The organism is Clostridium hydrogenum (assembly GCF_021432385.1).
Classification (GTDB): Bacteria; Bacillota; Clostridia; order Clostridiales; family Clostridiaceae; genus Clostridium_S; species Clostridium_S hydrogenum.
Genome location: NZ_JAEACT010000003.1, coordinates 1,103,070 through 1,124,331, shown reverse-complemented (window position 1 = coordinate 1,124,331; position 21,262 = coordinate 1,103,070). Strand labels below are relative to the sequence as shown.

Here is a 21,262-nt window from a genome sequence, read left to right as displayed (position 1 = left end):
GGGTTCGGGAGTATCCTGTGCCTTTAATTATGAGTGAAAAAGTTAGATGGTATGTTGTTCATACATATTCAGGGTATGAAAATAAAGTAAAAGCAAATATCGAAAAAACCATTGAAAATAGAAATCTTCAAAACCTTATATTTGATATACAGGTTCCAATGCAAGAGGAAATTGAAGAAAAAGATGGTAAAAAGAAGGTAACACTTAAGAAAGTGTTTCCTGGTTATGTTTTGATTAAAATGATAATGACTGATGAATCTTGGTATGTTGTAAGAAATACAAGAGGATGTACTGGGTTCGTTGGACCTGGATCAAAACCTGTTCCTTTAACAGAAGAGGAAGTTGAAACAATGGGCATACAGGAAAAAGTAGTTAATATTAATGTTAATGTTGGCGAAAATGTGAAGGTTATTTCTGGACCATTGCTTGATCAAGTTGCATTAATTCAGGAAATTAATGTTGAAAAACATAAGCTTAAAGGTTTGGTCAACATGTTTGGCAGGGAAACACCTGTTGAACTTGATTTTAATCAAATAGAGAAGTTAGATTGAAGAAATAAGACATTGTCTTGTTATATCAATAAATTTAACTATTGTAATTGTAGGAGGTGTAAGTAACATGGCAAAGAAAGTAGTAGGTTTAATAAAACTTCAATTGCCTGCAGGAAAAGCAACTCCAGCTCCACCAGTTGGTCCTGCTCTTGGACAACATGGTGTAAACATCATGGCATTTTGTAAGGAATACAATGCTAAAACTGCTAATCAAGCAGGATTAACTATTCCAGTTGTAATTACAGTTTATCAGGATAGATCTTTTAGTTTTATATTAAAAACTCCACCTGCAGCTGTATTAATTAAAAAAGCATTGGGAATAGAAAGTGGTTCAGGCGTTCCTAACAAAACAAAAGTTGGTAAATTAACAAAAGATCAACTTAAGCAAATCGCTGAAACTAAGATGCCAGATTTAAATGCAGCATCATTAGAAGCTGCTATGAACATGATAGCTGGAACAGCCAGAAGTATGGGCGTAGAAGTAGAAAAATAGTTTGTCTTTAAAATGTGGGAGGTATAATCTAAATTATGCCATTAAGACCACAAAGGAGGAAGAAAAATGGGAAAGAATTATGTTGAAAGCGCAAAGCTTGTTGACAAAAATGCTTTATATACACCAAGTGAAGCTATGGATTTAGTTACAAAAACATCTAAAGCTAAATTTGATGAAACTGTAGAACTTGCTGTTAGACTTGGAGTAGATCCAAGACATGCAGATCAACAAGTAAGAGGTGCAGTTGTTTTACCACATGGTACAGGTAAAACAGTTAAAGTGTTAGTTTTTGCTAAAGGCGATAAAGCCAAAGAAGCTGAAGAAGCTGGAGCAGATTATGTTGGAGCAGATGAATTTGCTGCTAAAATTCAAAACGAAAATTGGTTTGATTTCGATGTTGTTGTTGCTACTCCAGATATGATGGGTGTAGTAGGAAGATTAGGAAGAGTATTAGGACCAAAAGGTTTAATGCCAAACCCTAAATCAGGAACAGTTACATTTGATGTTGCGAAAGCATTATCAGAAATTAAAGCTGGTAAAGTTGAGTATAGAGTTGATAAAACTGCTATAATCCACGTTTTAGTTGGAAAAAGTTCATTTGGAACAGAAAAGCTAGTTCAAAACTTTCATGTTATGATGGAAGCAATTGTTAAAGCTAAACCAGCATCAGCTAAAGGTCAATATATTAAATCTGTATCGGTTTCATCAACAATGGGACCTGGAATAAAGATTAACACAACTAAAGTTTTAGATTAATATTGATTTTTGGTTATATTAAAAAGTTTGAAATTGAATATGTAAATACTCCGTAGATAGTGGGTGTCGTAAGACGTAAAGGCAATGCCAACCAACCGAGGATTCCGATATATAAGTTTATGAGGTCTCTTCGCGCTTTTACGGAGGGGCCTTTAATTATTTGTTAAATATTTCTTATAGGAATTTATCAAATTGAATGAGACTTTACATTTCAATTCTTATTAGAGCAGTTTTAAACTGTGAGGAGGTGTGAATACACAGTGCCAAATAAATTTAGAGAATTAAAAGAACAAAAAGTTGCTGAGATAAAAGAAAAAATGGGTAAAGCTCAAGCAGTAATATTGGTTAAGTATCAAGGATTAACTGTTGAAGAGGATACTGAACTTAGAAAAAAATTAAGAGAAGCTGGAGTAGAATACAAGGTATACAAAAATACTTTAGCTACAAGAGCTGCAAATGAATTAGGTCACGAAGGTATTACAAAATATTTTGAAGGACCAGTAGCAGTTGCTATGTCTTACGATGATGTAACAGCTCCTGCAAGAATATTAAATGATTTTGCAAAAGATCATAAAGTAATGGAATTGGTTGCTGGATTAGTAAGTGGAGAAGTATTTGATGCTGATAAGGTTAAGGAACTTGCTTCCGTACCACCAAAGGATGTCCTTATTGCAAAATTACTTGGAAGCTTCAAAGCTCCATTATCAAAATTTGCTTATGTTTTAAATGCAATTCAAGAAAAGAAGCAATCTGAGGAACAGGCATAATTAGAGATAAAGCTTTTGAAACTTCAAAATTAATTTATACCAAAATGCTATTTTTTAAGCATTATGGTGAAAATTGATTTTGGTAGTTGAACTGGTTTATCTAGGTAAGAAAAAATAAAATTAATGTAAATAATTCGGAGGTGCTATATAATGGCAATGTCAAAGGAAGAAATAATTGAAGCTGTAAAAGGTATGACTGTATTAGAATTAAACGAGTTAGTAAAAGCTTGTGAAGAAGAATTTGGAGTAAGCGCTGCAGCTCCAGTAGCAGCAGCAGGCGCAGCAGCAGGTGCTGGTGCAGCAGCTGAAGAAAAAACTGATTTTGATGTAGTATTAGCAGAAGCTGGTGCACAAAAAATCAAAGTTATAAAAGTTGTTAGAGAAGTAACTGGATTAGGATTAAAAGAAGCTAAAGAATTAGTTGATGGAGCTCCTAAGACAATTAAAGAAGGCGTAGCTAAAGAAGAAGCAGAAGCTATGAAAGCAAAACTTGAAGAAGCTGGTGCAAAAGCAGAATTAAAGTAGTAAAGACTTATTAAAAGGGCACTCATAGGAGTGCCCTTTTTTTAGACGGTTTTATGAAGGTATACCTAGAGGTTTAATAAGTTTTTAAGTTTATTATTATTAATGTTGACTTTTATAGTTCATTGTGGTAAAATAACTAAATGCGAAGATTTATAAGGCTTATTATAAATTTTTTTCATTTAACTGAATTTTTAGTATAAATATGGATATAATAAAAAGATAGTTATTGTAAACAATCCAAAAGTGAACTTTCAAATGATCATTTTTGGTTATTTTAGTTTATACAAGGGGTGAAAGCTAATGGTACATCCTGTCCAAGTCGGTAAAAGAACGAGAATGAGTTTCTCAAAACTTAATGAAATTGGTAAGATGCCAAATCTCATTGAGGTTCAATTAGATTCATATCAATGGTTTTTAGATGAGGGACTTCAAGAAATATTTGATGATATTAATCCAATTCAAGACTATACTGGCAATCTTGTTTTAGAATTTGTTGGCTATAAGCTTGATTTAGAAAATATCAAGTACACTATTGAAGAATGTAAGGAAAGAGACACTACTTATGCAGCACCATTAAAGGTGAAAGTTAGACTTCTCAATAAGGAAACAGGAGAAGTTAAAGAGCAAGAAGTATTTATGGGAGATTTCCCATTAATGACAGAGCAAGGAACATTTGTTATTAACGGTGCAGAAAGAGTTATCGTAAGTCAGCTAGTAAGATCACCTGGAGTGTATTACAATTATGCTGTAGATAAGTCTGGAAAGAAATTGTACTCATCAACAGTAATTCCTAATAGAGGAGCATGGTTAGAGTACGAAACAGATTCTAATAGTGTTATGTATGTTAGAATTGATAAGACTAGAAAATTGCCTATTACAATTTTAGTGAGATCCATGGGATTTGGTTCAGATGCTGAAATAGTAAATTACTTTGGCGATGAAGAAAGATTAAAAGCTACAATTGAAAAAGACAATACAAAAACGCATGAAGAAGCGCTTTTAGAAATATATAAGAGGCTTAGACCTGGTGAACCACCAACAGTCGATAGCGCAGTTTCTCTTATAGAATCATTATTTTTTGACCCTAAAAGATATGATTTGTCAAGGGTTGGAAGATATAAATTTAACAAAAAATTAGCTATAAGCTTAAGGCTAATAAATAAAACAGCAGCTAAAGATGTTGTTAACACTGAAACTGGAGAAATAATTGTCGCAAAAGACGAGAGAATCACAAGGGAAAAAGCACAGGAAATCCAAAACCTAGGCATAAATTCTGTCGATATAATTGTAGACGATAGAGTTATACGTGTTATAGGAAATAATTTTGTCAATATAAAGAATTACATAAAATTCGATATAAGCGATTTAAATATTAAGGAATTAGTTCATTATCCAGTTTTAAAAGAAATTTTGGATAATTATGAAAGTGAAGAAGATATAAAAGGACAGCTTAAAAAAGAAATTCACAGATTAATTCCAAAACATATAATCAGAGATGATATATATGCAACAGTTAGTTATGAAATTGGATTGGCATATGGTATAGGTGACGTTGATGATATTGACCACTTAGGCAATAGAAGACTTAGATCTGTAGGTGAATTACTACAAAACCAATTTAGAATTGGACTTTCAAGAATGGAAAGAGTAGTAAAGGAAAGAATGACAATACAGGATCAAGAAGTCATAACTCCACAAGCACTTATAAACATTAGACCAGTTGCAGCAGCAATTAAAGAATTCTTTGGAAGTTCTCAGCTTTCACAATTCATGGATCAGACAAATCCTTTATCAGAACTTACGCATAAGAGAAGATTATCAGCTTTAGGACCAGGTGGTTTGTCAAGAGAGAGAGCTGGCTTTGAAGTAAGAGACGTTCACCATTCACATTATGGTAGAATGTGTCCTATAGAAACACCAGAAGGTCCGAATATAGGACTTATAAACTCACTTGCATCTTATGCTAAAGTAAATGAATATGGATTTATAGAGAGTCCATATAGAATAGTTGATAAGATTACTCATAAGGTAACTGATGAAATTCGTTATTTTACAGCAGATGAAGAGGATCAATACTTAATTGCAGAAGCAAATGAACCTTTAGATGAAGATAGTCATTTTGTAGATAAGAAGGTAACAGTAAGAATTCCAAACGAAGTTTTAATAGTTCCAGATACAGAAGTTGATCTTATGGACGTTTCTGCTAGGCAGATGGTATCTGTTGCAACAGCAATGATTCCGTTCCTTGAAAATGATGATGCCAGCCGTGCACTAATGGGATCTAACATGCAGCGTCAAGCAGTTCCTTTATTAAAACCTGATGCGCCTGTTGTCGGTACTGGAATAGAATATAAGGCTGCCGTAGATTCAGGAGTACTTCCTAAAGCTAAAAATAGTGGAGTCGTTGAATATGTAAGTGCCAATCAAGTAAGAGTAAGAAGAGACAAAGATGGCGGAATGGATACTTATAAGCTATTGAAGTTTAAGAGATCAAACTCAGGAACTTGCATAAATCAAAGACCAATAGTTAGCAAGGGTGAAAAGGTAGAAGTAGGAACTGTTTTATCTGATGGTCCTTCAACTGATTTAGGTGAAATAGCATTAGGAAGAAACATAAGAATGGGATTCATAACATGGGAAGGTTACAATTACGAAGATGCTATGCTTATTTCAGAACAGCTTGTTCGTGATGATGTATTTACTTCAATTCATATAGAAGAATATGAAGCAGAAGCAAGAGATACAAAATTAGGACCTGAGGAAATTACAAGAGATATTCCTAACGTTGGAGAAGATGCGTTAAAGGATATAGATGAAAGAGGAATAATTAGAATAGGTGCAGAAGTAAGATCTGGAGATATTCTAGTTGGAAAGGTAACACCAAAAGGTGAAACTGAATTAACTGCAGAAGAAAGATTACTTAGAGCAATATTTGGAGAAAAAGCAAGAGAAGTAAGAGATACTTCACTTAGAGTGCCTCATGGAGAAGCCGGAATAATAGTTGACGTTAAAATATTTACAAGAGAAAATGGCGATGAATTACCTCCAGGTGTAAATGAACTTGTTAGATGCTATATTGCTCAAAAGAGAAAGATATCTGTAGGAGATAAGATGGCTGGTAGACATGGTAATAAGGGAGTTATTTCAAGAGTATTACCAGAAGAAGATATGCCATTCTTACCTGATGGAAGACCTCTTCAAATATGTCTTAACCCGCTAGGTGTTCCTTCACGTATGAATATCGGTCAGGTGCTTGAGGTACATTTAGGATGGGCAGCAGCTAATCTAGGATGGCACATTGCTACTCCAGTATTTGATGGAGCACTTGAACCTGAAATAGTTGAATGTCTTAAAAAAGCTGGATATGATGAAGATGGTAAAACTGTATTACATGATGGAAGAACTGGAGAAGAATTTGATAATAGAGTTACTGTTGGATACATGTATATAATGAAACTTGCCCATTTGGTTGATGATAAGATTCATGCTAGATCAACAGGACCATATTCATTGGTTACACAACAACCTTTAGGTGGTAAAGCACAATTTGGTGGTCAGAGATTTGGTGAAATGGAAGTTTGGGCTTTGGAAGCATATGGTGCAGCTCATACACTACAAGAAATTCTTACAGTAAAATCAGATGATGTTGTAGGAAGAGTTAAAACATATGAGGCTATAGTTAAGGGTGAAAATATACCTGAACCAGGAATTCCAGAATCATTCAAGGTTCTTATTAAAGAATTGCAGGCTTTATGTTTAGATGTTAAAGTATTGTCTAACAACAATGAGGAAATTAAGCTTAAAGAATCTGTTGACGAAGATTTAGAAGATTTAAATGTTAATATAGAGGGTAATGAAGATTCACCAGTACCTCCGGTTAGTGATGACGATTATGTCGAAGGTGATGAATCTGAAACTGATGACGAAAATTTAGATATAGATTATGATGATTTACCTTTAGATGATCTTCAAAAAGGATTAGAACTTGAAGATTTTAATGACGAACATTAATTTATGGAGGGAGGAGTACCCTTGGAATTAAATAATTTTGATGCATTACAAATAGGTTTAGCCTCACCAGAGAAAATAAGGGAATGGTCTAGAGGCGAAGTAAAAAAGCCAGAAACTATAAATTATAGAACACTAAAACCAGAACGAGATGGTCTCTTTTGCGAAAGGATATTTGGACCAATGAAGGACTGGGAATGTCACTGCGGTAAGTATAAGAGAATAAGATATAAGGGAATTGTATGTGACAGATGTGGTGTTGAAGTAACTAAGGCAAAGGTTAGACGTGAAAGGATGGGGCACATTGAGTTAGCTGCCCCTGTATCTCACATATGGTATTTTAAAGGAATACCATCACGTATGGGACTTATTCTTGACATGTCACCAAGGGCATTAGAGAAAATTTTATATTTTGCTTCATATGTAGTTTTAGAGCCTAAAGAAACACCTCTTTTGAAGAAACAGCTTCTTAATGAAAAAGAGTATAGAGAATCTGTAGACAAATATGGTGAAGACAGCTTTGAAGCAGGAATGGGAGCTGAATCGATAAAGAAGCTTCTTGAGGAAATTGACTTGGAGCAATTATCAGCTGAATTAAAAGAAGATCTTAAAACAAGTACAGGACAAAAGAAAGTTAGAGTAATAAGAAGACTTGAAGTTGTTGAATCCTTTAGACAATCAAAGAATAAACCTTCTTGGATGATTATGGATGTTGTGCCTGTTATTCCTCCAGATTTAAGACCTATGGTCCAATTAGATGGAGGTAGATTTGCTACTTCAGATTTAAATGATTTATATAGAAGAGTTATAAATAGAAATAATAGATTGAAAAAACTATTAGATTTAGGTGCACCTGACATTATAGTTAGGAATGAAAAGAGAATGCTTCAAGAAGCAGTTGATGCACTTATTGATAATGGTAGAAGAGGAAGACCGGTAACAGGTCCAGGAAATAGACCATTAAAGTCTCTTTCAGATATGCTTAAAGGAAAGCAAGGAAGATTTAGACAGAACCTTCTTGGAAAACGTGTTGACTATTCAGGACGTTCAGTTATAGTTGTTGGTCCAGATCTTAAGATGTATCAATGCGGACTTCCTAAAGAAATGGCTTTAGAGTTATTTAAGCCATTCGTAATGAAGAAACTTGTTGAAAGTGGAATAGCACATAATATTAAAAGTGCAAAGAGAATGGTAGAAAGAGTTCAGGATCAAGTTTTTGATGTCCTTGAAGAAGTAATATCAGATCATCCAGTACTTTTAAACAGAGCACCTACTCTTCATAGATTAGGTATTCAAGCGTTCCAACCAATATTAGTTGAAGGAAGAGCAATTAAGCTTCATCCATTGGCATGTACAGCTTACAATGCTGACTTTGATGGAGACCAGATGGCTGTTCATGTACCTTTATCAGTTGAAGCACAAGCTGAAGCTAGATTTTTAATGTTAGCAGCACATAATATATTAAAACCATCAGATGGTAAACCAGTTTGTGTACCTACTCAGGATATGGTACTTGGATCATACTATTTGACACTTGATAAAGATGGAGTAAAGGGTGAAGGAAAGGCATTTTCATGTGTTGATGAAGCAATTATGGCTTATCAATTGGGTGAAATTGCTATTCACGCTAAAGTTAAAGTTAAACTATCTAAAGTTGTCAATGGCAAAAAAATAACAGGAATAATAGAAACTACTGTTGGTAAACTAATATTTAATGATTCAATACCTCAAGATTTAGGATTTGTTGACAGAACTATTCCAGGTAATGAATTAGTTATGGAAGTTGACTTCCTTGTAGGTAAAAAGAACTTAGGTAAAATAATAGACAAATGCTATTTGAAATATGGACCAACAAAAACATCAATTATGCTAGATAAGATAAAAGCTAAGGGATACCACTATTCAACTATTGGAGCTATAACAGTTTCAACTTCAGATATGACTGTTCCACCAGCTAAGAAGACACTTATGGCGGAGGCAGAAAGTTCTGTAGAAAAGATAACTAAAATGTACAGAAGAGGTTTCATATCTGACGATGAAAGACATGAAAGAGTAATAGCTACATGGACTAAAACAACAGAAGATGTTGCCGATGCTCTTATGGATAACCTTGATAAATTTAATCCTATATTCATGATGGCAGATTCAGGAGCCAGAGGTTCAAAGAGCCAGATTAAACAGCTTGCAGGTATGAGAGGACTTATGGCAAGTCCTTCAGGTAAGATACTGGAACTTCCTATAAAAGCATCATTTAGGGAAGGCCTCGACGTACTTGAATACTTTACTTCTACCCATGGTGCTAGAAAAGGTAATGCAGATACAGCATTAAAGACTGCCGATTCAGGATACCTTACAAGAAGACTTGTTGATGTTTGTCAGGATGTAATAGTTAGAAGTGAAGATTGTGGCGCTAAAGCTGGTTTTGAAGTTTCTGAAATTAAAGAAGGAAATGAAGTAATTGAATCACTAGCTGAAAGATTAACAGGTAGGTATTCTGCTGAGGATATTATAGATCCTAATAGTGGAGAAGTGATAGTCCCAAGAGATACTTATATGGATGTTCATTTGGCTGAAAAAGTAGAAAAAGCAGGAGTTAAAAAGGTTAATATAAGATCCGTATTTACTTGTGATTGCAAATATGGTGTTTGTGCAAAATGCTACGGAATGGATATGGCAACAGCACAGAAAATAGGTATAGGAGAAGCAGTTGGTATTGTAGCAGCTCAGTCAATAGGAGAACCTGGTACTCAGCTTACAATGAGAACATTCCACACAGGTGGAGTTGTTGGAGCAGATATCACACAAGGTCTTCCAAGAGTTGAGGAACTGTTTGAAGCAAGAAAACCAAAGGGACTCGCAATCGTAAGTGAAGTTTCAGGAACAGTAAGAGTAGAGGAAACAAAGAAAAAGAGAATTGTATATATAGTTACTGAAAATGGTGAAGAAGTAAGTTATGATATACCATTTGGTTCCAGCTTAAAAGTTAGAAATAATGATGTTATAAGTGCTGGAGATGAAATAACAGAAGGTTCAATAAACCCTCAAGATATAATTAGGATTAAAGGTGTTAATGCAGTTAAAAACTATTTACTTTCAGAAGTTCAAAAAGTATATAGATTACAAGGTGTTGATATTAACGATAAGCATCTTGAAGTAGTTGTAAGACAGATGACAAGAAAAGTAAAAGTAGAAGATTCTGGTGATGCAGATTTACTTCCAGGTACAATGATTGATATGTTTGATTTTAATGAAGCAAATCAAAAAGTGGAAGAAACTGGAGGAGAACCTGCAAAAGGCAGAATTGCTTTACTAGGTATAACAAAAGCTGCGTTGGCTACAGATTCATTTTTATCAGCTGCTTCCTTCCAAGAAACAACTAGAGTTCTAACTGATGCAGCTATAAAGGGTAAAGTAGATCCTTTGATTGGATTAAAAGAAAATGTAATTATAGGAAAATTAATACCAGCTGGTACTGGAATGACAAGATACAAGAGTATAGAAATTGAACCAGAATCAACTAGTGAAGAAACAACAGAAAGCAGCATAGAAGTATAATAATTTATTAATACGTATATGTGCTTCTCAAATATAACCTATACAGGGCACAATATCATATCGATTTTTGTTGACATAGCAAACTAGAAATGATAAAATACAATTTGTGTGATTATATTACTGTAGAGTCAAAGCTATACTTTGTCTCTACCTTTGATATAAGGGAGGTAAGCACAATGGTAAACAGGGTGCCCGGTAAAAAGGTTGTGGGTGTTAAACAATCAATTAAGGCAATAAATGAAGGTAAGGCACAGATTGTGTACCTAGCTAAAGATGCAGATGCAGACTTACTTGAAAATGTTGAACGAGTGTCAATAAGTAAGTCACTAGAAATTGTATATGTAGATACAATGAAAGAATTAGGAAAGCTATGCAATATAGATGTAAAAGCATCTACTGCGGTTGTACTTAAAGATGCATAATTTGTTTGTTTAATAAATAATACTATAACCAATACACTAAAATTATATGAAGTTATGAAATTTATAAATTTTATTATCTTTGTATATTTTGTTATGCTATTTACAAAATTAATTTATAGATAGATATTAAAAAAGAGGAGGTGGAAACATGCCAACTATAAGCCAGTTAGTAAGAAAAGGCAGAAAGACAGCTATAACTAAATCAACTGCACCAGCATTAAAAGAGTGTCCACAAAAAAGAGGAGTTTGTACAGTTGTAAAAACTCAAACACCTAAGAAGCCTAACTCAGCCTTAAGAAAAGTTGCAAGAGTTAGACTTACAAATGGATATGAAGTTACTGCTTATATTCCAGGTGTTGGCCACAACTTACAGGAGCACAGTGTTGTTCTTATAAGAGGTGGAAGAGTTAAGGACTTACCAGGTGTTAGATATCACATTGTCAGAGGTACATTAGATGCCGCTGGTGTTGCTGATAGAAAACAGGCTAGGTCAAAGTACGGTGCTAAAAAACCAAAGCAAAAATAGGTTTATAAATTAGTGCTATGTCTTCAGCGTTTTATATAGATTTTTTATGTGATGAAATTATATTTACATATATCTAATTTTGTTTTACATACTTTATCAAGTATATAAGGATTGCAGAAGCAAGCACTTTACGGCTAATTGCCGAGTACCAATGAACTTAAATAAAAGATTGTTAAGGAGGGAAGAAAAGTGCCAAGAAAAGGATTTATTGCAAAAAGAGATGTATTACCAGATCCATTATACAACAGTAAAGTTGTTACAAAGTTAATAAACAATGTAATGCTAGACGGAAAAAAGGGAGTAGCACAAAAAATATGCTACAAAGCTTTTGAAGTTTTAAAAGAAAAAACTGATAAGGATCCTATAGAAGTATTTGAGGCAGCTATGAACAACGTGATGCCATTACTTGAAGTAAAAGCAAGAAGAATAGGTGGTGCTACTTATCAAGTTCCTATCGAAGTTAGACCAGAAAGAAGACAGACATTAGGACTTAGATGGATGCTTGATGCTACTCACAAAAGAGGAGAAAAGTACATGTACCAAAGACTTGCTGGCGAATTACTTGATGCTTCAAACAACACAGGAGCCGCAGTTAAAAAGAGAGAAGATACTCATAAGATGGCAGAAGCTAATAAAGCATTTGCACACTATAGATATTAATAGTGATAAATTTATAAGTTTTAAAATATGATTGTTAAGGAATACTATATATGTGGTATTTGTTTCAATAATGTTTTATAATATTTATAGTTTATCTTATATATTAAATAAAAAACTGTTTTAGCTTTTGCTAAAGCAGTTTTATCAGATTAATTAGCATAGTGAGAGGAGGAAAAAAAGTGGCTAGACAATATCCTTTAGAAAAGTTCCGTAATATAGGAATAATGGCACATATTGATGCTGGAAAGACTACTACTACAGAACGTATATTATTTTATACTGGAAAAACTCATAAAATAGGTGAAGTTCATGAAGGTGCAGCGACAATGGACTGGATGGTTCAAGAACAAGAAAGAGGTATAACTATTACTTCTGCTGCAACTACTTGCTATTGGAAAGAACATGAAATTAACATCATAGACACACCTGGACACGTAGATTTTACAGTTGAGGTTGAAAGATCTCTAAGAGTTCTTGACGGAGCTGTTGCTGTATACGATGCAAAAGGTGGTGTTGAACCACAATCTGAAACTGTTTGGAGGCAAGCAGAAAAATATAAGGTTCCAAGAATGGCTTATATAAACAAAATGGATATATTAGGTGCTGACTTCTTTAGATCAGTTCAGATGATGAGGGATAGACTTCATGCTAATGCTGTTCCAATACAATTACCTATAGGTAAAGAAGATAATTTTACAGGTATAATCGACCTTATAAAAAATGAGGCTGTAATATATGAAGATCAATTAGGAACAGTTATGGAAGAAGAACCAATTCCAGATGATATGAAAGAATTAGCAGAAAAATATAGAATGGAATTAATTGAAGCTGTAGCTGATTTAGATGAAGACTTAATGGCTAAATATCTTGATGGTGAAGAAATTTCTGTTGAAGAAATAAATGCAGCAATAAGAAAAGGTGTTATAGCAAATGCCTTCGTACCAGTAACATGCGGTTCATCATATAAAAATAAAGGTGTTCAACAAATGTTAGATGCAGTTGTTGCATACTTACCATCACCTTTAGATATACCTCCAGTTAAAGGAGTAAATTTAGAAGGCGAAGAAGATGAAAGAAAAGCTGACGATAGCGAACCACTTTCAGCATTAGCATTTAAGATAGCTACTGATCCATTTGTAGGAAGACTTGCATTCACTAGAATTTATTCTGGTATTATGAAAAGCGGAAGTTATGTTCTAAATTCTACAAAGGGTAAGAAGGAAAGAATAGGAAGACTTGTAAAGATGCATTCTAATCACAGACAGGATGTTGATGAACTTGAAACAGGTGAATTAGGTGCTATAGTAGGATTAAAATCAACTACTACTGGAGATACTTTATGTGATGAGGATAATGCAATAATTCTTGAAAGCATGGAATTCCCAGATCCAGTTATTGAAGTTGCTATTGAGCCTAAGACTAAAGCAGGTCAAGAAAAAATGGGTATTGCCCTTGCAAAACTTGCTGAGGAAGATCCTACATTTAAAACATATACAGATCAAGAAACTGGTCAGACTATTATAGGAGGTATGGGAGAACTTCACCTTGAAATAATAGTTGATAGACTTCAAAGAGAATTTAAAGTTGAATGTAATGTAGGTAAGCCACAAGTTGCTTATAAGGAAACTATCAGAAAAGCAGTTAAAGCTGAAGGTAAATTCATTAGACAGTCTGGTGGTCGTGGACAATACGGTCATGCGGTAATTGAAATGACTCCAACAGAAGGTGAATATGAATTTGAAAATGGTGTTGTTGGTGGAGCTGTACCTAAGGAATATATACAGCCTATAGACAATGGTATCCAAGAAGCATCACAAAGTGGTGTAATTGCTGGATATCCAACAATTAACTTCAAAGTTAAATTAGTTGATGGTTCATACCATGATGTCGATTCTTCTGAAATGGCATTCAAAATTGCAGGTTCTATGGCATTCAAAAATGCTATGTCTAAAGCAGATCCAGTACTTCTTGAGCCTGTTATGAAAGTTGAAGTAACAGTTCCTGAAGATTACATGGGAGATGTTATTGGAGATATCAATGCAAGAAGAGGAAGAATTGAAGGAATGGAACAGAGAGCTGGAGCAGAAGTTATAAGAGGATTTGTTCCACTTTCAGAAATGTTTGGATATGCAACTTCCCTTAGATCAAGAACACAGGGTAGAGGAAATTACAGCATGGAATTTAATAGCTATGAAGAAGTTCCTAAGAATATCCAGGAACAAATAATTGGCGAAAAAAATAAATAGTTAAACAAATAAAGGAGGAACCAGAAATGGCAAAGGAAAAATTTGAAAGAAACAAACCACATGTAAACATAGGAACAATAGGTCACGTAGACCATGGTAAGACAACATTAACAGCAGCAATAACAACAATATTATCAAAAGAAGGAAAAGCAAAAGCCTTCAAATATGATGAAATTGATAAAGCACCAGAAGAAAAAGAAAGAGGAATAACAATCAACACAGCACACGTTGAGTATGAAACAGAAAACAGACACTATGCTCACGTAGACTGCCCAGGACATGCTGACTATGTAAAGAACATGATAACAGGAGCAGCACAAATGGATGGAGCAATATTAGTAGTAAGTGCAGCAGATGGCCCAATGCCACAAACAAGAGAGCACATACTATTAGCATCAAGAGTTGGAGTACAATATATAGTAGTATTCTTAAACAAAGCAGACCAAGTTGACGATCCAGAATTAATCGACTTAGTTGAAATGGAAGTAAGAGAATTATTAAATGAATATGGATTCCCTGGCGACGATACACCAATCGTAGTAGGAAGTGCGTTAAAAGCATTAGAAAATCCAGATGATGCAGAAGCAACAAAACCAATAAGAGACTTAATGGCAGCAGTAGATGAATATATACCAACACCAGAAAGAGCAACAGATAAAGCATTCTTAATGCCAATCGAAGATATCTTCACAATAACAGGAAGAGGAACAGTTGCAACAGGAAGAGTTGAAAGCGGAATATTACACGTTGGAGACGAAGTTGAAATTGTAGGATTAAGTGAAGAGACAAGAAAAGTAGTAGTAACTGGAGTAGAAATGTTCAGAAAGTTACTAGATGAAGCAATGGCAGGAGATAACATCGGAGCATTATTAAGAGGTGTTCAAAGAGATGATATCGAAAGAGGTCAAGTATTAGCAAAACCAGGATCAATAACACCACACCATAAATTCGTAGGTCAAGTTTACGTATTAAAGAAAGAAGAAGGCGGAAGACATACAGCATTCTTCAACGGATATAGACCACAATTCTACTTCAGAACAACAGACGTAACAGGATCAATCCAATTACCAGAAGGAGTAGAAATGGTAATGCCAGGAGATCACATAGACATGACAGTTGAATTAATAACAAAAGTAGCAATGAGTGAAAACTTAAGATTCGCTATAAGAGAAGGCGGAAGAACAGTAGGATCTGGAGTTGTTACTACTATAGTAGAATAGTATTTTTGTTAATATATATATAATTTAAATTATATTAGTTAAAAGCAGATTACTTACAATAAGAATTTGACAAAAAATAGGAAGAGGACGCTCTTCCTATTTTTATTATTTTATATTGCAATAAAAAAGTATTGCAAAAGATTAAAATGCGGTGTATAATATAAGAGTTGTTATGTGAAAGTAGCGATGAAGCAAGAGGTAGCTGAACTTACGGGGAATTCTTGCTGAGTATGTCACGGTCTTGAACCGGGCGACGGTGTTTTGTAAATTGATTGTGGTATGTATGGAACACGTGGTACAGTTTACAGAAGGTCCGTTGTTGTACGTAAGAAGTTAAACGTGCGATGAAAAGGAGGGAATGAAATGGCAAAACAAAAAATTAGAATCAGATTAAAAGCATTTGATCACACAATATTGGATCAGTCAGCTGAAAAAATCGTTGAAACAGCAAAAACTACAGGTGCAAAAGTATCAGGTCCTGTACCATTGCCAACTGAAAAAGATGTTGTTACAATATTGAGATCTCCACATAAGTATAAAGATTCAAGAGAACAGTTTGAAATTAGAACTCATAAGAGATTAATTGACATAGTTAATCCATCACCAAAAACTGTAGATGCTTTAATGAGATTAGATTTACCAGCTGGTGTTGATATCGAAATAAAATTATAATATTTAATTAATAACGGTTATGATTGCTTATGCAATCCGCTAATGCGTTTGGAGGTGCTGAAGAGATGAAAAAGGGAATACTAGGAAAAAAACTTGGTATGACTCAAATATTTAATGAACAGGGAAAAGTAATTCCTGTAACTGTAATAGAAGCAGGCCCATGTGTAGTAGTACAAAAGAAAACTACTGAAAATGATGGCTATGAAGCTATACAAGTTGGTTTTTATGATGTTAAAGAAAACAGATCTAATAAACCAGCAAAAGGTCATTTTGCAAAAGCAAATGCCACAGTTAAGAGATTCATTAAAGAATTTAGATTAGAAGATTTAAGCGCTTATGAAGTAGGTGCTGAAATAAAAGCTGATGTTTTTGCAGCTGGAGAAAAAGTTGATGTATCTGGAGTATCAAAAGGTAAGGGATTCCAAGGTACAATCAGAAGATGGAATGCACATAGAGGACCAATGAGCCATGGTTCAAAATTCCACAGAGCAGTTGGTTCAATGGGAGCTTCTTCAGATCCATCAAGAACATTTAAAAATAAAAGAATGCCAGGACATATGGGTCATGTAAATACTACAGTTATCAACCTAGAAGTTGCTAAGGTTATACCTGAGAAAAACCTTATATTAATTAAAGGTGGAGTACCAGGACCTAACAAAGGTTTTGTAGTAATTAAAGATTCATTTAAAGCTTAGAATTAAGGAAAGGAGGATGCAGAATGCCTACTGTAGGATTATTTAATAACGAAGGACAAAAAGTTGGAGATATAGAATTATCAGAAAAAGTTTTTGGAGCTGAAGTTAATGCAGATGCATTACACCAAGTTGTAGTTGCATTACTTGCAAACAAAAGACAAGGAACACAAAGCGCTAAAACTAGATCGGAAGTTTCAGGAGGCGGAATAAAGCCTTGGAGACAAAAAGGAACAGGTAGAGCAAGACAAGGTTCAATACGTTCACCACAATGGATTCATGGTGGTATAGTTTTTGCACCAAAACCAAGAAGCTATAGAGTTTCAATACCAAAATCAATGAGAAGAACAGCTATGCTTTCAGCTTTATCAAGTAAAGTAGCTGATAACGAAATAGTTGTTTTAGAAGATTTGAAATTTGAAACACCAAAAACAAAGGAAGCAGTTAAATTACTTAACGCTTTCCAAGCTAAAAAAGCATTAATTGTTGTTGCTGAATCAGATGCAAATGTGTATAAGTCAATAAGAAATATACCTGGTGCAGAAGTAGTTCCAGCAAATAATATAAATGTATATGACATATTAAAGTATGAAAAGTTTATAATAACTAAGGATGCTGTGTCAAAAATTGAGGAGGTGTATGCATAATGTATTCAAATAGCCATGATATATTGAGAAAACCAGTTATAACAGAAAAAAGTATGGCAGAAATGGCAAACAATAAATACACCTTTATAGTTGATGTTCATGCAAACAAACCTCAAATTAAAAAAGCAGTTGAAGAAGTTTTCGGCGTTAAAGTTGAAGATGTTAAAACTGCAAATGTACTTGGAAAAACAAAAAGAGTTGGGGTTCACGTTGGTAAAAGACCAAACTATAAAAAAGCTATAGTTAAATTAGCAGCTGATAGCAAGCCAATAGAATTCTTTGAAGGAATGCAGCAGTAATAAAGCAGTTATTGGCTAGGTGCCAGAAAAGCGAAAAGAAGGAGGAAGAAAAATGGCAGTTAAGGGATTTAAACCTACTTCTCCTGCATTAAGGCAAATGACTATGCCTACTTTTGAAGAAATAACAACTGATGTTCCAGAAAAATCATTGTTGGTAGCTTTAAAGAGTAAAGCAGGAAGAAATGCTCAAGGAAAAATAACAGTTCGTCATCAAGGTGGCGGAGCTAAACAAAAATATAGAATAATTGATTTCAAAAGAAATAAAGATGGTGTACCAGCAAAGGTAGCAACTATAGAATATGATCCAAATAGATCAGCATATATAGCTTTAGTTGTTTATGCTGATGGTGAAAAGAGATACATAATCGCTCCAGTTGGATTAAAAGTTGGAACTGTAATTGTATCAGGACCTGATGCAGATATTAAAGTTGGAAACACTCTTCCAATAAAAAACATACCAGTGGGTACTATAATTCACAATGTTGAATTAGCTGCTGGAAAAGGTGCACAATTAGTTAGAGCTGCTGGATCATCAGCACAGCTTATGGCTAAAGAAGGAGAATATGCACAACTTAGACTTCCAAGTGGTGAAATGAGATATGTTAGATTAGAATGTAGAGCAACTATTGGTACAGTATCTAATTTAACACATGAAATTGTTAACCTAGGTAAAGCTGGAAGAAAGAGACACATGGGTATAAGACCAACTGTAAGAGGATCTGTAATGAATCCTAATGACCATCCACACGGTGGTGGAGAAGGTAAATCACCAGTTGGACGTCCAGGACCAGTTACACCTTGGGGTAAACCAGCTCTTGGTTACAAAACTAGAAAACATAAGAAATACTCAGATAGACTTATTGTCAAAGGAAGAAATGACAAATAATTCTTTGGAGAGAATTCAACATTCTCTTCAAGTATTTATGTTTTATATTAAGTTTGCGAAGGGAGGACAATAAATGAGTAGATCAATAAAAAAAGGACCTTTTATAAAAGAATCATTACTTGAGAAAATTGAAGAAATGAACAAAAGTAATGAAAAAAAAGTTGTAAAAACTTGGTCTAGAAGTTCAACAATATTCCCACAAATGATAGGTCATACTATAGCAGTTCATGATGGTAGAAAACATGTACCTGTTTACATAAGTGAAGATATGGTAGGACACAAATTAGGTGAATTTGTTCTTACAAGAACTTTTAAGGGTCATGGAAATACGGAAAAGACAACATCTGTTAGATAGTATGGAAGGAGGTAACTTTTATGGAAGCTAAAGCTATAGCTAAATATATAAGAATGTCCTCAACAAAGGTTAAGATTGTTCTTGACTTAGTAAGAGGTAAAAATGTAAATGAAGCATTTGCTATATTGCAGTACACTCCTAAAGATGCTGCAGTTGTAGTAAACAAATTATTAAAATCTGCTGTTGCTAATGCAGAAAATAATTTAAGTTTAGATGTAAATAAGTTATATATATCAGAAGCTTATGCTTGTCAGGGGTCAACATTAAAGAGATTTCAACCTCATGCACAAGGAAGAGCATTTCCGATAAAGAAAAGAACAAGTCACATAACATTAGTTGTGAAAGAAAGAGCTTAAAAAGGAGGGAAATATATTGGGTCAAAAAGTAAATCCGCACGGTTTAAGAGTTGGAGTTATTAAAGATTGGAATGCAAAATGGTATGCTGATGGCAAAAATTTTGCAGATTATCTTGTAGAAGATAACAAAATAAGAGAATTTGTTAAGAAAAGACTTTTCAATGCTGGAGTTTCTAAAATAGAAATAGAAAGAGCTGCAAAGAAAGTTAAATTAAATATATACACAGCTAAGCCAGGAATGGTTATAGGAAAAGGCGGTCAAGGAATTGAAGCTTTAAAGAAAGAATTATTAGCTTTAATTGACCAAAAAAATGTTTTAATTAACATCGTAGAAGTAAAAAATGCAGACAGTAATGCACAACTTATGGCTGAAAACATAGCTCAACAGCTTGAAAGAAGAATATCATTCAGAAGAGCAATGAAACAAACAATTCAAAGAGCAATGAAATCAGGAACAAAAGGTGTAAAAACTGCTTGCGCTGGAAGACTTGCAGGCGCTGAAATAGCAAGAACAGAACAATATCATGAAGGAACTATTCCTTTACAAACATTAAGAGCTGATATTGATTATGGTTTTGCAGAAGCTGATACAACTTATGGAAAAATAGGTGTAAAAGTTTGGGTATATAATGGCGAAGTTCTTCCTGTTAAGAAAGTTGAAAAAGAGGAAGAAGTTAACGCGTAAGGAAGGAGGAATACGTTATGTTAATGCCTAAAAGAGTTAAACATCGTAAGGTACAACGTGGTAGAATGAAAGGTAAAGCTACTAGAGGCAACTTTATTGCATATGGAGATTATGCAATACAAGCAACAGAATGTGGTTGGATAAAAAGCAATCAAATTGAAGCTGCCAGAATAGCTATTAATAGATATGTAAAAAGAGGAGGAAAACTTTGGATAAAGATTTTCCCAGATAAGCCAGTAACAGAAAAGCCAGCTGAAACTCGTATGGGTTCCGGTAAAGGTTCACCAGAATACTGGGTAGCAGTTGTAAAGCCAGGTAGAGTATTATTTGAAATGTCTGGTGTTACAGAAGAACAAGCAAGAGAAGCACTTAGACTTGCATCACATAAACTTCCTATAAAGACTAAGTTTGTTACAAGGAAGGATTTTGAGGAAATGGGTGGTGAAATTAATGAAGGCTAAAGAATTAAGAGAAAAAGCTCCTCAAGAATTAAATGTTCAATTAGGAGACTTAAAATCGGAATTATTTACATTAAGATTTCAGTTAGCTACAGGTCAACTTGAAAATCCAATGAGAATAAGAGAAGTTAAAAAATCAATAGCCCAGATTAAAACCATCCTTAGAGAAGAAGAATTAAGGGCGTGTGAGCAATAATAGTTGTTGAAAGGAGGCTTGTAAACTGTGGAAAGATCAAATAGAAAAACAAGAATAGGCAGAGTCGTATCTGATAAAATGGATAAGACAATAGTTGTTGCAGTTGAAACTAAAGTTCGTCATCCTTTGTACGGAAAGACTGTGAACAGAACAACTAAGTTTAAAGCGCATGATGAAAATAATGAATGCAAAGTTAACGATAAAGTATTAATAATGGAAACAAGGCCTTTATCAAAAGATAAAAGATGGAGACTTGTGGAAGTTGTTGAGAAAGCTAAATAATTTAT

At 34.1% G+C, this 21,262-nt stretch carries 23 protein-coding genes and 1 other annotated feature; all 23 genes read left to right on the top strand.

The genetic code is table 11. The annotated features are described in order from the left end of the window. Positions 1 to 29: 29 nt before the first annotated feature. The 23 genes from nusG to rpsQ all read left to right on the top strand — a co-directional run bounded on the left by nusG (position 30) and on the right by rpsQ (position 21,257). Positions 30 to 551, top strand: a complete 522-nt coding sequence (gene nusG, locus CUEA01_RS18200) for a transcription termination/antitermination protein NusG (RefSeq protein ID WP_234123288.1) — start codon at positions 30 to 32, stop codon at positions 549 to 551. A gap of 67 nt (positions 552 to 618) precedes the next feature. Then, positions 619 to 1,044: a 50S ribosomal protein L11 gene (gene rplK / locus CUEA01_RS18195; protein ID WP_234123285.1), complete on the top strand. Its 426-nt coding sequence runs from the start codon at positions 619 to 621 to the stop codon at positions 1,042 to 1,044. Between the two features lie 66 nt (positions 1,045 to 1,110). After that, positions 1,111 to 1,800, top strand: coding sequence for a 50S ribosomal protein L1 (gene rplA, locus CUEA01_RS18190; RefSeq protein WP_234123283.1), 690 nt, complete (start codon positions 1,111 to 1,113; stop codon positions 1,798 to 1,800). A gap of 32 nt (positions 1,801 to 1,832) precedes the next feature. Continuing rightward, positions 1,833 to 1,966: a sequence feature (ribosomal protein L10 leader region), on the top strand. Positions 1,967 to 2,060: 94 nt separating this feature from the next. Next, on the top strand, positions 2,061 to 2,567 hold the full coding sequence (gene rplJ, locus CUEA01_RS18185; RefSeq protein ID WP_234123282.1) for a 50S ribosomal protein L10: 507 nt from the start codon (positions 2,061 to 2,063) through the stop codon (positions 2,565 to 2,567). A 156-nt stretch (positions 2,568 to 2,723) separates the two neighbouring features. Further along, positions 2,724 to 3,092 (top strand): 50S ribosomal protein L7/L12, encoded by a 369-nt coding sequence (gene rplL / locus CUEA01_RS18180; RefSeq protein ID WP_234123388.1) that lies wholly within the window; start codon positions 2,724 to 2,726, stop codon positions 3,090 to 3,092. A 300-nt stretch (positions 3,093 to 3,392) separates the two neighbouring features. Continuing rightward, complete coding sequence (rpoB, locus tag CUEA01_RS18175) at positions 3,393 to 7,103, top strand: DNA-directed RNA polymerase subunit beta (RefSeq protein WP_234123281.1); 3,711 nt, start codon at positions 3,393 to 3,395, stop codon at positions 7,101 to 7,103. Between the two features lie 21 nt (positions 7,104 to 7,124). Beyond that, positions 7,125 to 10,655, top strand: coding sequence for a DNA-directed RNA polymerase subunit beta' (gene rpoC, locus CUEA01_RS18170; protein WP_234123280.1), 3,531 nt, complete (start codon positions 7,125 to 7,127; stop codon positions 10,653 to 10,655). Between the two features lie 176 nt (positions 10,656 to 10,831). Beyond that, positions 10,832 to 11,077, top strand: a complete 246-nt coding sequence (locus CUEA01_RS18165) for a ribosomal L7Ae/L30e/S12e/Gadd45 family protein (RefSeq protein ID WP_234123279.1) — start codon at positions 10,832 to 10,834, stop codon at positions 11,075 to 11,077. A gap of 148 nt (positions 11,078 to 11,225) precedes the next feature. After that, on the top strand, positions 11,226 to 11,603 hold the full coding sequence (gene rpsL / locus CUEA01_RS18160; RefSeq protein ID WP_234123278.1) for a 30S ribosomal protein S12: 378 nt from the start codon (positions 11,226 to 11,228) through the stop codon (positions 11,601 to 11,603). Positions 11,604 to 11,792: 189 nt separating this feature from the next. Then, a complete protein-coding gene (gene rpsG / locus CUEA01_RS18155) occupies positions 11,793 to 12,263 on the top strand; it encodes a 30S ribosomal protein S7 (protein WP_234123277.1) in 471 nt (156 codons plus the stop codon). 179 nt (positions 12,264 to 12,442) lie between these two features. Then, entirely contained in the window at positions 12,443 to 14,509 is a 2,067-nt protein-coding gene (gene fusA / locus CUEA01_RS18150; RefSeq protein WP_234123275.1) for an elongation factor G, read from the top strand. A 26-nt stretch (positions 14,510 to 14,535) separates the two neighbouring features. Then, complete coding sequence (gene tuf / locus CUEA01_RS18145; protein ID WP_234123273.1) at positions 14,536 to 15,729, top strand: elongation factor Tu; 1,194 nt, start codon at positions 14,536 to 14,538, stop codon at positions 15,727 to 15,729. Between the two features lie 363 nt (positions 15,730 to 16,092). Then, on the top strand, positions 16,093 to 16,401 hold the full coding sequence (gene rpsJ, locus CUEA01_RS18140) for a 30S ribosomal protein S10 (RefSeq protein WP_234123271.1): 309 nt from the start codon (positions 16,093 to 16,095) through the stop codon (positions 16,399 to 16,401). Between the two features lie 65 nt (positions 16,402 to 16,466). Then, positions 16,467 to 17,096, top strand: a complete 630-nt coding sequence (gene rplC / locus CUEA01_RS18135; protein WP_234123269.1) for a 50S ribosomal protein L3 — start codon at positions 16,467 to 16,469, stop codon at positions 17,094 to 17,096. 23 nt (positions 17,097 to 17,119) lie between these two features. Continuing rightward, positions 17,120 to 17,740, top strand: a complete 621-nt coding sequence (gene rplD / locus CUEA01_RS18130) for a 50S ribosomal protein L4 (RefSeq protein WP_234123267.1) — start codon at positions 17,120 to 17,122, stop codon at positions 17,738 to 17,740. Next, positions 17,740 to 18,039 carry a 50S ribosomal protein L23 gene (gene rplW, locus CUEA01_RS18125; protein ID WP_234123265.1) on the top strand — a complete coding sequence of 100 codons (300 nt, stop codon included), beginning with the start codon at positions 17,740 to 17,742 and terminating at the stop codon, positions 18,037 to 18,039. The genes rplD and rplW overlap by 1 nt, the downstream gene beginning before the upstream one ends. 52 nt (positions 18,040 to 18,091) lie before the next feature. Continuing rightward, on the top strand, positions 18,092 to 18,925 hold the full coding sequence (gene rplB, locus CUEA01_RS18120) for a 50S ribosomal protein L2 (RefSeq protein ID WP_234123263.1): 834 nt from the start codon (positions 18,092 to 18,094) through the stop codon (positions 18,923 to 18,925). Positions 18,926 to 18,998: 73 nt separating this feature from the next. Then, a complete protein-coding gene (gene rpsS, locus CUEA01_RS18115) occupies positions 18,999 to 19,280 on the top strand; it encodes a 30S ribosomal protein S19 (RefSeq protein ID WP_234123262.1) in 282 nt (93 codons plus the stop codon). Positions 19,281 to 19,300: 20 nt separating this feature from the next. Beyond that, positions 19,301 to 19,636: a 50S ribosomal protein L22 gene (gene rplV / locus CUEA01_RS18110; RefSeq protein ID WP_234123260.1), complete on the top strand. Its 336-nt coding sequence runs from the start codon at positions 19,301 to 19,303 to the stop codon at positions 19,634 to 19,636. 16 nt (positions 19,637 to 19,652) lie between these two features. Further along, complete coding sequence (rpsC, locus tag CUEA01_RS18105) at positions 19,653 to 20,321, top strand: 30S ribosomal protein S3 (RefSeq protein WP_234123258.1); 669 nt, start codon at positions 19,653 to 19,655, stop codon at positions 20,319 to 20,321. Positions 20,322 to 20,338: 17 nt separating this feature from the next. Beyond that, a complete protein-coding gene (rplP, locus tag CUEA01_RS18100) occupies positions 20,339 to 20,782 on the top strand; it encodes a 50S ribosomal protein L16 (RefSeq protein WP_234123257.1) in 444 nt (147 codons plus the stop codon). After that, entirely contained in the window at positions 20,772 to 20,975 is a 204-nt protein-coding gene (rpmC, locus tag CUEA01_RS18095; protein ID WP_234123256.1) for a 50S ribosomal protein L29, read from the top strand. Before rplP ends, rpmC begins: the two co-directional genes overlap by 11 nt. Positions 20,976 to 21,002: 27 nt before the next feature. Further along, positions 21,003 to 21,257, top strand: coding sequence for a 30S ribosomal protein S17 (gene rpsQ / locus CUEA01_RS18090; RefSeq protein ID WP_234123255.1), 255 nt, complete (start codon positions 21,003 to 21,005; stop codon positions 21,255 to 21,257). Positions 21,258 to 21,262 lie beyond the last annotated feature (5 nt).

What these genes read in the sequence shown, in the direction of transcription:
- CUEA01_RS18165 (WP_234123279.1), top strand. Translation starts at nt 10,832, where the DNA reads ATGGTAAACAGGGTGCCCGGTAAAAAGGTTGTGGGTGTTAAACAATCA.
- rplV (WP_234123260.1), top strand. Translation starts at nt 19,301, where the DNA reads ATGGAAGCTAAAGCTATAGCTAAATATATAAGAATGTCCTCAACAAAG.
- rpsL (WP_234123278.1), top strand. Translation starts at nt 11,226, where the DNA reads ATGCCAACTATAAGCCAGTTAGTAAGAAAAGGCAGAAAGACAGCTATA.
- rpmC (WP_234123256.1), top strand. Translation starts at nt 20,772, where the DNA reads ATGAAGGCTAAAGAATTAAGAGAAAAAGCTCCTCAAGAATTAAATGTT.
- rplD (WP_234123267.1), top strand. Translation starts at nt 17,120, where the DNA reads ATGCCTACTGTAGGATTATTTAATAACGAAGGACAAAAAGTTGGAGAT.
- rplK (WP_234123285.1), top strand. Translation starts at nt 619, where the DNA reads ATGGCAAAGAAAGTAGTAGGTTTAATAAAACTTCAATTGCCTGCAGGA.
- rplA (WP_234123283.1), top strand. Translation starts at nt 1,111, where the DNA reads ATGGGAAAGAATTATGTTGAAAGCGCAAAGCTTGTTGACAAAAATGCT.
- rplW (WP_234123265.1), top strand. Translation starts at nt 17,740, where the DNA reads ATGTATTCAAATAGCCATGATATATTGAGAAAACCAGTTATAACAGAA.
- tuf (WP_234123273.1), top strand. Translation starts at nt 14,536, where the DNA reads ATGGCAAAGGAAAAATTTGAAAGAAACAAACCACATGTAAACATAGGA.
- rplC (WP_234123269.1), top strand. Translation starts at nt 16,467, where the DNA reads ATGAAAAAGGGAATACTAGGAAAAAAACTTGGTATGACTCAAATATTT.
- rplP (WP_234123257.1), top strand. Translation starts at nt 20,339, where the DNA reads ATGTTAATGCCTAAAAGAGTTAAACATCGTAAGGTACAACGTGGTAGA.
- rpoB (WP_234123281.1), top strand. Translation starts at nt 3,393, where the DNA reads ATGGTACATCCTGTCCAAGTCGGTAAAAGAACGAGAATGAGTTTCTCA.
- rplB (WP_234123263.1), top strand. Translation starts at nt 18,092, where the DNA reads ATGGCAGTTAAGGGATTTAAACCTACTTCTCCTGCATTAAGGCAAATG.
- rpsJ (WP_234123271.1), top strand. Translation starts at nt 16,093, where the DNA reads ATGGCAAAACAAAAAATTAGAATCAGATTAAAAGCATTTGATCACACA.
- nusG (WP_234123288.1), top strand. Translation starts at nt 30, where the DNA reads ATGAGTGAAAAAGTTAGATGGTATGTTGTTCATACATATTCAGGGTAT.
- rpsS (WP_234123262.1), top strand. Translation starts at nt 18,999, where the DNA reads ATGAGTAGATCAATAAAAAAAGGACCTTTTATAAAAGAATCATTACTT.
- rplL (WP_234123388.1), top strand. Translation starts at nt 2,724, where the DNA reads ATGTCAAAGGAAGAAATAATTGAAGCTGTAAAAGGTATGACTGTATTA.